Source organism: Algoriella xinjiangensis, from assembly GCF_900115015.1.
Taxonomy (GTDB): Bacteria; Bacteroidota; Bacteroidia; order Flavobacteriales; family Weeksellaceae; genus Empedobacter; species Empedobacter xinjiangensis.
This window is the reverse complement of the sequence record NZ_FOUZ01000007.1, coordinates 97,693-114,017: the sequence shown is the minus strand read 5'-3', so window position 1 is coordinate 114,017 and position 16,325 is coordinate 97,693. Positions and strand designations below refer to the sequence as shown.

9 protein-coding genes are annotated in these 16,325 nt (G+C 29.8%); 3 read left to right on the top strand and 6 right to left on the bottom strand.

Features of this window, described 5'->3' with window-relative positions:
* Nucleotides 1-14: 14 nt before the first annotated feature.
* The 4 genes from tamL to BM072_RS08090 all read right to left on the bottom strand — a co-directional run bounded on the left by tamL (nucleotide 15) and on the right by BM072_RS08090 (nucleotide 11,586).
* On the bottom strand, nucleotides 15-2,363 hold the full coding sequence (gene tamL / locus BM072_RS08105) for a translocation and assembly module lipoprotein TamL (RefSeq protein ID WP_092908156.1): 2,349 nt from the start codon (nucleotides 2,361-2,363) through the stop codon (nucleotides 15-17).
* On the bottom strand, nucleotides 2,363-7,855 hold the full coding sequence (locus tag BM072_RS08100) for a translocation/assembly module TamB domain-containing protein (protein ID WP_125113285.1): 5,493 nt from the start codon (nucleotides 7,853-7,855) through the stop codon (nucleotides 2,363-2,365). The genes tamL and BM072_RS08100 overlap by 1 nt, the downstream gene beginning before the upstream one ends.
* Before the next feature lie 121 nt (nucleotides 7,856-7,976).
* Entirely contained in the window at nucleotides 7,977-9,005 is a 1,029-nt protein-coding gene (glsA, locus tag BM072_RS08095) for a glutaminase A (protein ID WP_092908155.1), read from the bottom strand.
* A gap of 154 nt (nucleotides 9,006-9,159) precedes the next feature.
* Nucleotides 9,160-11,586 (bottom strand): outer membrane beta-barrel family protein, encoded by a 2,427-nt coding sequence (locus BM072_RS08090; protein WP_092908154.1) that lies wholly within the window; start codon nucleotides 11,584-11,586, stop codon nucleotides 9,160-9,162.
* Nucleotides 11,587-11,797: 211 nt separating this feature from the next.
* Here BM072_RS08090 and BM072_RS08085 point away from each other — a divergent pair, with 211 nt between their 5' ends.
* Nucleotides 11,798-12,124 carry a hypothetical protein gene (locus BM072_RS08085; RefSeq protein ID WP_092908153.1) on the top strand — a complete coding sequence of 109 codons (327 nt, stop codon included), beginning with the start codon at nucleotides 11,798-11,800 and terminating at the stop codon, nucleotides 12,122-12,124.
* A gap of 45 nt (nucleotides 12,125-12,169) precedes the next feature.
* Here the strand turns inward: BM072_RS08085 and BM072_RS08080 are convergent, their stop codons facing one another.
* Nucleotides 12,170-13,237: a patatin-like phospholipase family protein gene (locus tag BM072_RS08080; RefSeq protein WP_092908152.1), complete on the bottom strand. Its 1,068-nt coding sequence runs from the start codon at nucleotides 13,235-13,237 to the stop codon at nucleotides 12,170-12,172.
* Nucleotides 13,238-13,341: 104 nt separating this feature from the next.
* On the opposite strand from BM072_RS08080, the gene BM072_RS08075 reads away from it, so the two are divergent.
* Nucleotides 13,342-14,223 carry an AraC family transcriptional regulator gene (locus tag BM072_RS08075; RefSeq protein ID WP_092908151.1) on the top strand — a complete coding sequence of 294 codons (882 nt, stop codon included), beginning with the start codon at nucleotides 13,342-13,344 and terminating at the stop codon, nucleotides 14,221-14,223.
* A 13-nt stretch (nucleotides 14,224-14,236) separates the two neighbouring features.
* Here the strand turns inward: BM072_RS08075 and BM072_RS08070 are convergent, their stop codons facing one another.
* Nucleotides 14,237-14,671 (bottom strand): energy transducer TonB, encoded by a 435-nt coding sequence (locus tag BM072_RS08070; RefSeq protein ID WP_125113286.1) that lies wholly within the window; start codon nucleotides 14,669-14,671, stop codon nucleotides 14,237-14,239.
* A gap of 148 nt (nucleotides 14,672-14,819) precedes the next feature.
* On the opposite strand from BM072_RS08070, the gene ccoG reads away from it, so the two are divergent.
* Nucleotides 14,820-16,274, top strand: a complete 1,455-nt coding sequence (gene ccoG, locus BM072_RS08065) for a cytochrome c oxidase accessory protein CcoG (protein ID WP_092908149.1) — start codon at nucleotides 14,820-14,822, stop codon at nucleotides 16,272-16,274.
* Nucleotides 16,275-16,325: the final 51 nt, after the last annotated feature.

The window sequence follows — 16,325 nt, the reverse complement described above, 5'->3', positions numbered from 1 at the left end:
TATAAATAATCTTATTAAAAAGGATATCCAATTGCAATGTTAAGAATCAAATTATCTTTTCTCCAATCTTTGTCGCTAAAATCAATTTTATCAAATGCCCAACGATCACCTTTTTCGTAATAAGGAACACGAAGCGGCATTGCCAAATCTAAACGAAGTACCATAATCGAGAAATCGAAACGTAAACCAATTCCGGCTCCAACAGCAATTTCGCTCATAAAATCTTTCGAAAATTTACCACCTGGTTTATCTGGATCATCGTTTACCAACCAAATATTTCCTGCATCTGCAAAAACTGCTAAATTTAGAAAACTGAATAAATTTGCACGATATTCTGCATTCAATTCTAGCTTGATATCTCCAGATTGATCAAAGTAAAAACTTGCATCTTGCGTTCTCGGATCATAACTTCCAGGTCCTAACGTACGCGCTCGGAAAGCTCGAATACTATTACTTCCGCCAACAAAAAATTGTTTAGAAAACGGAACAAATTCCGAATTACCATACGGATAAGCTATTCCGCCGATAAAACGGGTTGCAAAGCTCGATTTTTCTGAGATTTTATGGTAAAAACGGAAATCGTGTTCCATTTTTGCATATTGACTATATGGTATTTTAAAAATTTCTTTTTGATTGTCTTTCTTTACGTTTGCACCAGAAATTAATCCCGTAATATTTGCAGCTAAATCGACCATTCCACGGTAATAGAATGTATTTTTTTTAGGCAACATTGTCGTGGTATAAGTGTAAGAATAAGTTGGACCAAAAATTAATTGTTTGTCTACAACTCGCTTTAAACTTGGATTTTTGATTGATCCATCGGGAAAATAAATTTGCTCGTTATATTCGTCTGTTACTTTTTCAGGAAAAACTAAAGTCGCATCAAATATTTTTAAATCATGCTCTTTCTTCGCGTTTTCTTTCCAAGTATAACCAAACGAAGTATTAAAATTATGCAGCGTATATAATTTTGTTCGATTTTGATATTCATACCCAATATTGACATTGGTACGCGGTACAAAAGCACTCGAAGAATTGAAACGGAAAGGCGCAATAATTCTCGGAATTGATAACTGAGAATTAAATCCGGCTCTAAAAATATTATTTGCATTTTTTGGTCCGCCTAATTGTACATCAAAAGCACCATATAAAGCCATTTTTAGCTGTTCAGCTCCTTTAAAAATATTACGATTTGTCCAATTCAAATTCAATTCGCCTCCACCATAATTTGCCGAATTTGTGCGTCCTAAAACTTCGAATCGTAACGATTGAAAATCTCTTGGCGTCAACAAATAATAGGCATCAAATTTATGGTTGATGGAATCTGTCAGAACAAAATTATTTTTAACGAATTTAAAAACACCCAAATTAATTAATCGATTTAGGCTTAAATTATGATCTGCGCGGTTATATAAATCTCCTTTTTCGAAATACAACGCACGATCAAAAATCGATGGTTTAAACGTTTTTTTAGGATCAATAACAAAATAATCTTTGTAGGCATATTTTGTCAAAGAATCGGTTTTCATAGGTATTTGAATGGATTCTTTTCTCGAATTTCGAATGTTGTAATTCGGAAAAACAATTACATTTTCTATTGTAAATTGTTCTTTAGCTTCTTGTGGTGTGTTATTTTTTAACTTAACAAAAAGCTCAACTTTATGATTTTTACTAACTGTACTATCTGCTTGAATGATGATATTATCTGGATGAAAATAGTAAAATCCTTTTTCCTTCAGACGAGTGTCAATGCGTTCTCGTTCCGATTTTATGACATCTAAATCAAAAGGTTGATTTGGTTTTAATAATGTTTTATCTTTTGTTTTTACAATTTCTTGATTGACAATTGCGCTTGTGTCTGATGGGAAATTAATTTGACTTATATAGTAGCGTGCATTTGGTTTTAAATTGTAACGAACTTCTGTTTTTTTATTTTTAGAAATTGTATCACTCGCAGCTTTTGCATTAAAATATCCTCTGTTTTCGGAATAATTAACCAAAATATCTTTGTTAAATTCTATATCAACATCGCCCAATAAAACAGGTTTTTCGCCCACTTTATATTTTAACCAATACCAAAGTCCTTTTTCTTTTTTAGGTTCTTTTGCAATGTTGTAAATATATAATCGAGGTCTTAATCCTAAAAAACTTGAATTAGGTTTTGGAATAATTGTACTTTCTAATTGACTTTTTAAATCAGATTTTTCTTTTTTAGACAAAGAATCACCTTCTACACTTAGTTTAGAACCTGTATATAGTTGTTGTCCTTCTTCTAAAAAACGAGTATTGCTACAAGATGAAACCACTAGAATTGCACCAATAGTTACAAGTAGTTTGACTGCTATTTTGTGATTTTTTTTCATTATTTAGTTTCGGTTCTTTGTGTTTTCTTATACGATCTGTTCTGTTTTCTTTTCTCGAAAATTTCTCGGAATTTATTGTAATCAATTGTAATGATAAAACCGACACCAGTTTCTACAATTTGACCTTGTAAAGCAACTTGATATTCGTTTTTACGATATGCTCTTAACATGTATCGTCCGTCGCGCGATAAACTATAATCTACCGTAATATCACCTGCAATATTAGTCATGTTTTCGTTTTCTCGTGCTTGACCATCTAAACCAAAATCACTTCCGATTGATACTTTTAAACGATCATTCAGCAAACGTTTGCTCACTGCAACATTCAAATCTGTTCGTGTATTTTTAGAACCCGTCGAATAATCATCTTGTGTATCTAAACCAAAATCAATGTCAACACCTTTGATTAAATCGGCTGCCAAATTATTTAATTGTTGCGATAAAATATTACTAACACTTTGCTTTGCCATGGTTTCCGCAGAAACACCAGATTGACTTTGGAACGGATTTTCGCCAATAAAACGATTTAATAACAACAATGCAAAAACTTGTTTATTCATTTCTGCTTCATCATTTCTTAACTGATCTAATTTTGCTTTTGTATTATCTAAAACCGTTGTTGCAACAGACGGATTTTCTTCGTTTAAGGTAATATCAAAAGTAATTTCTGGTTTCAATAATTCGCCATTTAATTTCAGCAATGTATTAAAAGGAATACGCTGTTTGTACATATTCATTTCAGAAGAAGATAGTCCCGAAATTTGTTGTTCTATCAAGTCAATCGGAGCAGCTTCTGTTGTATAAGCGGCCGTAATGTCTAAAGTTGCTGTTGTTGGTTCGCCTGTCCAAGTGATTGTACTCCCTTTCTGAATATCAAATTTTCGTTTTAATAAACTAACAGACATTTCGTACGCACCTTTTTCTACTTGATAAATTCCGACCAAAGTCACTTTTCCAGAAGGATCCATACCGCCCGTCAATTGCGCTTCACCTTGTATTTCTACAAAATCGCCATTTGCTTTATCAATAATAAGAGAAGTTTTAGCGTCTTTGTCAATCTCAATATTAACGTTAACATCAAATCCTTTTATTTTTGTATCGCTGCTAATTTCATCAGTTTTGATGGTTTGTTGTAAAGCAACTTGATCTTGATCGATAAACTCTACAATACCATCACGCGCTTGCAATGAAGGCGAAGATTGAGGTAAAACAAACGTAAATTTTGTGTCTTCCGTTACTTTTAATTGTCCACTAACAATTGGTAAATCTAAATCTCCTTTTATTTGTAAATTCGCGTTAATCGCTAAAATTCCGTACATCAATGCATCGTTTGATTTTTCTGAATTAACAACTTTAAAATCGCGTGCATTTGCAGTTAAATTGAATGCAAAATCTTGGTAATTTTGCGTTAAGACTTCACCATTTACAGTTAAAGAATTTCCGTCCGCATCATTTATTTTGAAACGATTTAATTCAATTCCTTTATTTGTAAAATCAATTGCATCGTTTATTTTTCTGAAATTACTTCCCGTTTCGGCAACTATTAATCCAACTTCATTAAACTGAATTTTACCTAAAATTGAAGGTTTATCTGTAGTTCCAGTTACATTTAAATTACCAGAAATAAATCCTTCCGTGTCTTTTATCGCATTAATTGAAAAACCTTGAATAGATTTCATTTCCAAACGATTTATTGCCAACAGCAAGTCAAACGCGCTTTCTTTGGTATTATAATCACCTGTAATTTTTAAATCATTATTGTTTCCAGTTAATGCAATGTCAGCATTAATAATAGTTGGCGATGTGTTTTGAACTTTAGCAGTTAAATTACCAATTGGATTTCCGAATGCTTGTAAATCTGAAATTGTAAGATCAGATGTAAACGTCATTTCTTTGTTTAAATCTCTTATTTGCGCCGTTCCGTTTATTGTTCCAGCGGCTGGTAAATCGTCTTTTTTGATTAATTCTGTAATCGTTTCAATTTTAAAATCTTTGATTTGAATATTTAAAGGACTTGATCCATTTTCGTTTTCAGATTGTAACAAAATTTCACTTCCATCTTTAGAAATTCTAAAATTATTTGCAACAATTCCATCTTTTTTAAGCTGAATACTGTTGTCATTTCCAACTTGCCATTGGTCGTAATTTAAAACTAAACCATTTGGATTTAGGCTAATTTCGGTAATATCATTCAGTGCTTTTACATTTCCAGCAATCAAAAATTGTGTAGCATCTTTATCATCTTTTGTCGAAACATTATAGTTGATTATATTTTGCGCAATATCTCCGTTGATATTAATTTTTTTGAGCTGAAAACTTTCACTTTTTAATCCGCCAATATTTAAATCATATTGCAACGCATTATTGTTATTGGAAATCTGAAGTTTTCCGGCATCAATTGTATTTTTACCATAAGTTAAATTCGGAATTTCACCATTTACTAAAATCTTTTGCGAATCGGCTTCGTACGTTGCATTTAAAGTAATGGTTTCGAAATTTTTTAAATCAGGAACAAACTTTCTAATCAAATCATCATCTTTTATTTTTGCATTTAACGTAAAATATTGATGCGGATCAATCGTTATTTTTTGATCTTTTTCTTGAAAATTATAATATTCATTTATAGTTGCAGATAGCGCGCTAAAAATTTGTGTGAGTTTAAATTTTCCCTTTAATTCGGCATCCGCAATTTGTGAATTTAAATTAATTTGATTAGAATCTTTCGTGGAAATGGCAGTTAAACTCATTTCTTGAACGGGGAAAATTTCTTTTGTATCCGAAATTGCAAAATTTGTAAGCTGTAAAGATCCGTTTAATTCATCTGGATTTAGAGTAGAAAAATCTGCATTTATACCACCAACAATAATCATAGGTGTTGCATAAAAACCTAATTTATTAAGGTCTAATTTATCTATTTTACCATTTATTTTTACGTCAGATAAATCTTTTTTGTAAACACCCGAAGCGGTTAAATTAAGATTTGCATTTGGATCTTTTGAAAGTAAATGTGCATCAAAAATACCATTGTTTACTTTGGCTTTTAAATCAATATTTTTATAAACATAGTTGTTATAATTAGCAGAAATTATCGTTCCATTAATGTCTGCATCTGCTTTTTCGGGATTAAAGCTTTGTCCTTTTGCATTTATTTTTGCAGTTATTTTACCAATATCTTTATTGCTAATTAATGTACCAATATCCAAATTCTGTAAATCAGCTTTTACATCGTATTTCTCAGCATCTTTTTTCTGCATATCAACCTTGGCGTCAATGTTCGCATTTCCAAGCGTAGAAGTCAAATAAAGCTGCGTATTTACATTTTGCGTTGTTCCTTTTGCTTTTCCTTTAACGATTAATTTTGACGGAATTCTAATGTTGCTCGGAATTGTGTTTTTCGGAACAAGATTATAAATTGTTTTGGACGAAGTAGAAAAATTCTGAATTGATAAATCATAATATAATTTATCTGGATTCATCGCATTTATAACGCGTCCAGAAGCCAAAATCGCTAAATCATCTAAACCAGATAAAGCTAAATTCTGTATCGTTAAATCATTTACTTTTCCTTTAAGTTGCGTATCAATGTTAAGAATTGCATTTGGATATTTATCGAAAGGTGTTGTGTTTTTTAGCGTCGGAACGAGATTTAAAATATCTGCAAAACCAATTTTTGATTTTCTGATTTTTGCATTTACAATAACATTTCCTGGATTTGAAGTCAGCTGATTGATTGAATTATATGTCAAATAAACTTCATCGCGAAGCAATGTTTTAGGTGTTTGTAGATATAAATTTTTTAAATAAGCTTGTTTTTCTCCGTAAAGAAAATCGGTATTTAAACGTAAAATATTCAAACCTCTAGTTTCTTTAATTTCTCCTTTTTTAACCGATCCTGAAATAGCTCCGTTAAACATTTTAAAATTTTCTACATCAACATTTAATTTCGAAAAATTAAGATGATTGTAATCCATTCCTTGTTTTGTATGCGCAACAGCAGTATTGTTGTAAACCACTTTTACATTGTCTAAAATCAATTTATTTAATGCCAAATTGATAGGAGCAGAGGCTTCTGTAGACGATTTGGAAGTTTTAGAATTCGTAGCTAAATGTAAATTTGCATTGACGTTTGTACCTTTTAAAATGATATGGTCAACATCATAAATGGCATTTTTTAGATCAAGTTTATTTATTTTAGATTTTAAATCATTCAAGTTAACTTTTGCGAAAGTTTTAGAATTTTCGTCATTATAATCAACTTTAATATTTGTTAAATTTATTTTGTTTAAACCAAGTTGTAAAGGCGATTGATTTGATGTATTTTCAACATTATTTTTTGATTGAATTGGAGTCGTTTTTTGAGTATAATTTAAATCTAATCCATCCAAATTTATATCACCAATGTTGTATGAATTACTTGCTAAATCTATTTTTTTAATGATTGTTTCAAAATCTTTTAGACCAACTTTTGCATACATTTTTGAATTATCATCACGATAATCAACGTTAATATCAGCTAAATTTATTTTGTTTAAATCGAATTGTAAAGGTGTTTGATTAGATTTTACATCAACATTATTTGAATTATTTTGGATGATATTTTTACTGTTTTTTTGCTCGAATTTTAAATTTAAACCACTCAAATTTATATCTCCAACGGCGTACGAATTTTTATCTAAATCTAAATTTTTGATTTTTGTTTGAAATGATTTAAAGTTTAATTTTGCGAATAATTGAGCGTTATCATCGCCATAATCAATATCAAAATTGGTTAATTTAATGCCATTTAATTCAAGTTTTAATGGTTTTTGCTGATTTAAAGAATCTACTTTTTCTTCCACATTTTTAGCAACTTCTTTTACTAAATCTTGCTTCAGTTTTAGCTTTAAACCATCCATCAAAATATCACCAATAGCGTACGAATTTTTATCTAAATCAAACGTTTTTACACGCGTATCAAATTCATTAAAAGCAACTTTTATATTATTTCCTGATTGTTTATCTATAAATGAAACCGCAATATTTTTCAATTTTATTTTATCCAAAGAAATAATAAATGGCTTCGACTCACTTTCCTCTTCATCCTTTGTTGCAAATGCGTTGATGATATAATCAAAATTGAAAGTTCCGTCTTGTTTACGAACAACATTTGCATTTACGCCTTCCAAATCAATTGATTTTATGTCAGCTTTACTTTTTAGCAACTGCCAAATATCTAAACCAACATCAAATTTCTGAACATACAATAAAGTATCAACGTCTTGACCTTGCAGATATAAATCTTGCATAACCAAACTAGTAGGAAAATCGACATAAACTTTTTCGAGACTTACTTTTGTTTGGATTTTATCTTCCAAATAATCAATTAAATGTCCTTTTACATAATTTTGAACAGCAGGTATTTTTAAACTGAAAACTAAACCAATCAACAATAAAATAATTGTTAGTAGTGTGATTGATAAATATTTAATCGTTTTTTTTAGGTTGAATTTCAAAAGATTTAAGTTTTTCGTTGTGGCTTAGTGTTTTAGTCTGTTTTTGTCTACAAGGATAATACCAAAATAGGCGATAATCTTTAAATAAACTAAAAAAAGAGAAGATAACTTCCCTTTATTCTCAATCAAATAAACCTAATTTGTAACGATTTACTAAATCTAAAATCATGTGATAACCAGCCAAAGAATTTCCGTGAGAATCTAAAGAAGGACTAAACGTACCGATTCCTATTTTTCCTGGAACAGAAACAGAAATTCCGCCTCCAACACCAGATTTACTTGGCAAACCAACTGTGCGCGCGTATTCTCCGCTAAATTCGTACATACCAGCAACCATCATTTGCGCTTGTATAAGTTTTGCTAATTCTGGATTTTGATACGTTTTATCGCCATCAAAACGTGTGCAATGATGTGCAAAAAAGTAACCTATTTTAGCCAAATCTTCTGCCGTTATTTCTATAGAACATTGTTTGAAATAATTATTTAATTTTTCTTCATCACCATCTATTAAACCTGTATTTTTCATTACATAAAACATTCCTCTGTTACGATTTCCGGTATCTTTTTCGGAATTGTAAACAGATTTATTATAATCGATAGAAGGATTTTTTGTGATAAACCGAACCATTTCTAAAATTTTTTGAAACGGAATTTCGCCTTCACCATCAATCAAAGAAGTTGTTAAAATTGCACCAGCATTCATCATCGGATTTAAAGGTTTTCCCGAGTTATCTAAATTTGCAAAATAATTAAACGGTTTATCAGTTCCGAAATAACCTATTTTATCAAAAATATTTTTCTCTCCTTTTTCGTTAACTGCAATCATTAACGAAATGATTTTAGAAATACTTTGAATCGTAAATTTTTGACTAACATCGCCAACATTTATTATTTTACCATTTTCATCAACCACAGAAAAAGCAATTGCTTTGGCGTTCATTTTTCCTAATTCGGGAATATAATCGGCAACTTTTCCGTCCTTGTACAATGCTCTATTTTTTTCGAGAATTTCATTTAAAACTTTAGTCGAAATACTTGTTTTATTTGTTGTTTTCTCAATAGTTTGTTGCGCGTATGTGGTTTCATTAATTGCTAAAAAACTCGTTAAGAATAATCCAAAAATTAAGGTTGATATTTTATTTTTTTTCATGATAAATTAGTTTCTGTAAAATGCTAAATTAAGTATTCAAAAATAACGTATTTATTCAGTTATAAAGTAAAATTTGTTTGAAATGGATTTTTATAGAAATACAAAACGCCCAAATATTGGGCGTTTGTGGTGATATATTGTTTGTTTTACTAATTTATAATCTTGATTTGATTGTGCTATTTGCTTCGTTAATATCTCTCGATTTTTTAATTTTTTGATTTCCGAATTTGTACGAAACACTTAATGTAAATTGTCGTCTATAATTTTTTTGATAAAGATTATTAAAGTTTCCATTTGGTTCGTTATTCGTGATTTGAACATTTGCAGTGTCAAAAATATTTTCTGCTTCAAACAAAACTGTCCAGTTTGTCCAAATCTTTTTCAGATTTATATCAAAACTATGTTGTTGTCCTAATTTTCCTAATTCTAATTCAAAAGACGATAAATACCAGTAATTAACACCTAAAAACCAATCTTTGTTTGCTGATAAACGAATATTATTGTCAAATTTTAAGTGCGCACTTGTAGACGAAGAATTTAAAACATACGGATATAATGTTTCTTCTAAGCCTGGTTGCGCAATATAAGTTGGATCAGATTTTACAACTCCACTATAATTTTGGTACATAAATGTTGCTGAATAACTCATGTTCCAAATTCCGTTATAAAGTTCTTTATTAAGACCAATTGTTGCATTTACTGTTTTCTTGTCACCATAATTCATGCGGATGTAACGTAAAAATTCGGTAGTTTCTCCAGTTGCTAAATTTTTAACCGTTCCTTGTAATGGAATTTGTCCAGATGCGTCTTGCACATATTCAAAATCAACATTAAGAAAATAAGTTCCTTTCAAAAGATAATTCAATTCTTGTTTATAATATTTTGAACTTGACATGAATGGATTATTTTGTAAATAATTGGTTGGCGTTAAATAAGTACGCGCAGGATTTAACTCCCAAAACGCAGGTCTTTTTACGCGGCTAGAAAATGTATAACTTAAATTATTGCTTTTATTGATGTCGTAATTTAATGTTAGATAAGGTAAAAAGTTTGTGTAATCATTTTTGAATGAGTTATTTTTTCCTATAATATCACCTTCTGTTTTTGTAATTTCGACGCGAGTTCCTATTTTTCCACTTAATTTTTCTGACAGCTTTCTTTCAAAAGTTAAATACAATCCAAGTATATTTTCTTTGTATAAAAAGTGATTTGTAAAAACTTCATCTGGCGTAAAATTTCCATTAATTAAATTATCTTGTTTTGTATCGTTATCCGTTTTTGTGTAAATGTAATTTGCACCAAATAACCAAGTATTTTCTTTTTTAGTTTTTGCAATATAATCTGCATTTAAACTGATATTATCTATTTTTTGAGGAATAAATTGTCTCAATGCTTGATATTCGCTATTGTCATAAGGAAAAGTTTCGTTTATACTTTCCATTCCTCTTTTGTAGAATAAAACCGATGCGTTTGTCATTAATTTACTTCCAATTGTATCCGTTTTAATCTCATAATTAAGGTTAAGCGAATGATTTCTGATTTGTGCATCTTCCGTTTTTGTTGTACGATTTAGTAAAACTCCGTTGTACGAATTATCGAATGTAAATACAGCATCAAAACTTTTATTGTATCTATAATTGTACGTTAAACCAATGTTTTGATTCGCAGATAATTCGTAATCTAACCCAATATTTCCTCCGAAATTTGTATTTGGATCAGCGATATAACCTTTTGATGTTGTGATAAAATTTTGATTTCCGTTTGATAAATCAATCTCTTCACGCGATTTGTACATTCCAGTATAAATACCTGTGTTGATAGCCAATTTATCTTTACGAAAATTAAGACTCGCATTCATGCTTGGATTATTGTAATAACCTTGATTATCTACCAAACGCACACTTCCGTTATATCCATTTGTTGTCTCTTTTTTCATGACGATATTGATAACGCCTGTATTTGCCTCAACCTGAAATTCACTTCCAGGAACTGTAATAATCTCTATTTTTTGAATATTTTCTGAAGGCGTATTTTTCAACATTTCAATAATTGCTTCATTATCCATGTTAGATTTTCGTCCGTTGATGTAAATAATCACATCAGATTTATTCAATATTTTTAAGGTTTTTCCGTCCGTAGTAGAAACAAGCGGCGTTTGTTTTAAAAGATGAAACGCATCATTTCCTTTTGCGATAGACGAATTGCTCACGTCAAACACAAATCGATCTGCTTTTTTCTGAAATATTTTTTTAGAAACAACAACTTCTTTTAAATCGACATTTGACGAAGAAATTTTAAGTTGTTTTTCTGTATTTTGTGTCAATTCAATTTTCTCTTTATAGATGGTATCAAAATTTATAAGAACAGCCATTTCGTAAATTCCAGCTGGAATTTGACCAAAAGTAAATTTTCCATTTTCGTCTGTCAAATTAGATAATTCAGTTTCATTATTTGCTAAATAAATTTCTCCAAGAGAAATTGGCGAATTCGTTTTATCATCAACTAATTTTCCCGAAAAGTTGATTTGAGCTGATATGCTTATGCTGCATAATAAGATTAATAATAGAAGTGTGTTTCTCATAGTAATGTAATTTCTATAAATCTATGTAAATTACACTACTATGCAAAACAAAGTAGTGTGATTTTTTAAAATTTATTAATTAAAATGACTCAGTTTCTGTTGTATCCTAGTTATATAGCGGAAAAATAAATTTATTTTTTTTGAAAAATTATATCAATTTACATTGGTTTTTATACTTTTCTTTTACTAAATTTGAGTAAAACATAGGTTTATGAAAAGAGTATTTTTTGAAAAAGACAGCCACAAAGATTATTTATTTGTAATAATTGATCACGAAAAAGATTTAGAGCAAATTTATAAAGTTGATAATTTTACAGATGAAACTGGACACGAATATGTGTATACTTTGATTGGAGAACGAAAAACTTTGACGCCCGAAAAACTAAACGGACATGTTGTACCACAGGTTAATGGTAAATACAAAGATTTTAGTAAAGTTGGAGATTTAGATTCTGCAAATGCATGCTTAGAAAGTATTATAGATAATCGTCAATTAAATAAAAATCAAGACATTTTTATATATGTTCGAAATAAGTAAACATTAAAAAGGCTTTATTCTGATACAGATTAAAGCCTTTTTTTATTATTGAATTTCTATTTTATTGATTATTAATTTTTGAACAACTTCGTCCAAATATTCTTTGTTTTTTGCAACATAATCATTCGCAACATCTAATAAAGTTTTGATATTTGCATTCGAAACATTTCCTAAATCAATAGAAGATTCGGGTATTTCGGGATTAAAACGATAATAATTGTGTTGATATTTCGGTTTCAATAAATCGTACATACTTTTCATTTCCATATCAACCATGTTAACACCAGTCGAAATAAAAATATCAACCAAAGGATCTACCCATTTCGATTTTGAGATTCCAGCCAATTCACTATGTTTATACGATTTTGCACGCGATCCATTTCCTATCGAAATTGTTACAAATTCTTGCAAAGGCGCAGTTCCATCAAATTTTAATGCATCTTTAAAATATTTACTAAAATTTATTTTTTGAGATTCAATAAAACCACAAAAAGTAGGATTATTAGCAAAAACACCACCATCAATACAAGAAAATTCTTGCTCAGCAAACGATTTTATTTTAGCAGGTTCAAAATAAGTTGGTGCAGCAGATGAAGCACGACAAACGTCTTTAATGTAAAAATTTCGGAAAGGAGAAATTCCATCTATCGAATTGAATATTTTAGGTTTCTGATGTTCCGTATCATAAGCAACCAACGCACACGGACGAATAAGATTCTTAAGTTCGGTTTTTTTAAAAACCAATTCCAATTGACTTTCGAGAACAACAGTAGAAAAATTATCTTTAAAAACGGCTAAAGGATTATTTAAAATGGTCCAAAAGGTTTTAGAGAAAATATTTTTCCCTTCGCCCAAATAAATATTCAAGGCGTCAGTAATTGAATGTTTTGCTTTTTTTGGATGCTCATCAGATGGTAAAAGCAACAAAGAAGCAATTAAAGCGCCCGTACTTGTGCCAGCAATAAAATCTACATAATCGCCAATTTTTGCGTCTTCGCAATCTTGTTCTTTTAGTTTATCCTCGATATATTTTAGGATTACACAAGAAATAATTCCTCGTATTCCGCCACCATCCAAAGAAAGTAGAATAATTTTTTTCTCTTTAAACTCCATTTTTATAATCGCTTACAGCAATAAAGTTAAACTTTTCAAATCATAAAAAAGAATGATTTTATTCGAAATTATAGTTTGTACTTTTGTCTTTCATAGATTTTGAGATGGATAAACAACAATTTCCGACATTTGATATTTGTAATTTAAATACGCCTAAAAATATAAACGAATTACTTTCTGTTGATCGTTTTAGAGGTTATGTGGAAAGCAATCCGCATTTGCAACAAGTGCACAACCATAATTATTACCATTTGGTTTATTTTACAGAAGGAAGCGGAGAGCATTTAATTGACTTCGAAAAATTTCCTGTAAAAACGGGTATGATGTATTTTATGAAGCCTGGACAAGTGCATCAATGGTATTTTAAAGAGAAATATGATGGATTTGTTGTTAATTTTTCGAGTAATTTTTTTGATTGGATTGGAATTAATTCGTCTTTGTTACAAAAATTCTCGTTTTTACAATCCATAAAAATTACCGATCATGTGATAGAATTGAATAAAGAATTACAAGCCATAATTTCACCTTTATTCGAAAATATTATCAATGAAAATTTATTGAATGATCAGTTTACAAACTTAAAAATTGGCTCACAATTATTAGAATTATTTATATTAATAGAACGCAACTATTTTGCAGATTCTAACGCTGTTAATGATTATAAATCTGTTCTTTTAAATAATTTCCAAAGCTTAATCGATCAGCATTTTAAAGTTAAAAAATTACCGAAAGATTACGCCGAAATGCTCTACATTACACCAAATCATTTGAATGCTTTGTGTAAAGATTTAGGTGGGATTTCGGCAGGAGAATTAATTAGAAGTCGTGTTGTTTTAGAGGCAAAACGTTTGTTGGTAAACAAAGAATTGTCTGTAAGCGAAATTGCTTATGAATTAAATTTTCAAGATGCTTCTTATTTCGTGAAATTTTTCAAGAAATACACCAATTTTACACCCGAACAATTTCGAAAACAATATTATATTTAAGCATTTAATTACGTTATTTTATCACGTATTTTACAGGAACAGCATAATTTATTTTTACCGGATTTCCGTTTAAAAGTGCTGGACTTATTTTGGTTTCATTATCAATTTGTTCATTGTTTATTTTGAGTAAAACTTCTTTCGAAATTCTTCCTAAAACATCATTTCCAGAAATTCTTATATTCGTAAAATTTCCTTCTTCATCAACTACAAAATTTAATTTCGCAAAATATTCACCTTGCGTTTTCAAAATTTTATCAAGCTTTATTTTAGAAAGTTTAGTTTGTAAATCTTCATTTAGTTTTTGATCAAAACATTCTGCAAATTTATCAATAGAATCTTTACAAGTTGGATAAATAGCGAATTGATCAACAGTTTTTACATTATAAGTTTCTTGCGAAAAACACAAATTGCAAATACTAAGGAGTAATAGAAAGGCGAATTTTTTCATGTCAATTTATTTTAAATAGGTTATGGTTGGTTGTTATTTTATGAATTAATGATTTTTATCAATCCATAAATAATACCATAGAAAACATAAATAGTGCCAAAGTTTTGGAATGCTTCGGCGTTAATTTTGCTCACTAATTAGATAAGGTATGAGTGATTTTGATCAAAATACGATTCAGTTTAATGTTGCAGATGAAAATGAGAAGTTTAAAACTGAGGTTGCAACAATGGAAAGAAATGGAACTCGGAAGTGGGTTTATGCTAAAAAGCCTTCGGGTAAATACACAAATTATCGTTCCATAACGTCAACATTATTATTGGTTTTGCTGGTTGTTTTGCCGTTTATCAAATTACCTAATGGAAATCCTTTGTTCAAATTTGATGTTTTTAATACCAACTTCATTTTATTTGGTTTTCCTTTTTTTACGACAGATTTCTTTTTATTGGCTTTTGGAATGATTATTAGCGTTGTTTTTATCATATTATTTACAACCGTTTATGGTCGATTGTTTTGTGGTTGGTTATGCCCTCAAACCATATTTTTAGAATTTGTTTTTCGTAAAATAGAATTTTTAATAGAAGGTGATCGTAGCAAACAAATTAGATTAGATAAACAAGATTGGAACGAAGAAAAAATACTGAAAAGAGGAATAAAGTGGTTTGTCTTTTATTTAGTTTCGTTTTTTGTGACAAATATTTTTGTGGCTTATTTGGTTGGAGTCGATGCTCTAGAAAAAATGATAATAGAAGGACCTTCGGAACATAGCGGAATGTTAATCGGAATTATCATTTTTAGTTGGTTGTTTTATTTTGTGTTTGCTTGGTTTCGCGAGCAAGCTTGTACGTTGGTTTGTCCTTACGGTCGTTTTCAAGGTGTGTTAATCGATAAAAAAACAATTCAAGTTGCGTATGATTTTCGACGTGGAGAAGGAGAAAATGGTCGTTCTAAATTTAGAAAAGCCGAAGATAGAAAAGCTGAAGGAAAAGGTGATTGTATTGATTGTGGTCAATGTGTTGCTGTTTGTCCGACGGGAATTGATATTAGAAATGGTTCGCAGTTAGAATGTGTAAATTGCACGGCTTGTATGGATGCTTGCGATGATATTATGACGAAAATTGATTTGCCAAAAGGCTTGATAAAATATGCGTCAGAAGAAAATATTATTGAAGGAAAACCTTTTAAAGTAAATGGACGATTAATTGCTTTTACCACGATTTTGGTTGCGATGATACTTGCAATGAATGTTTTTTTAATGAATAGGAGCGATGTTGAAGTGAAATTTTTACAAGTTCCTGGGAAAGATTTTGTGATAGAAGGTGATTATATTACGAATACATTGCAATATAATTTGATGAATAAAACCAATCAATCTTATAAATTAACGGTTAATGTAAAATCATTTAAAGATGGTAAAACAGAGATTTTGAACGAGCCAAATCAATATATTATTGTGAAGCAAGGCGAATTGAAACAAGGTTTAATCAAAATTAAAATTCCCAAAAAAGACTTGACTTCTTATAAAGTTCCGGTCGATTTAGAAATAAAAGAAGCGAAAGGAAAATCAATCGACGATTATGTCATAAGTTTTATGGCTCCTTTTTAGATATTAAATATTGCACAACAAAAAAGCCTCACAAATTTGTGAGGCTTTTTT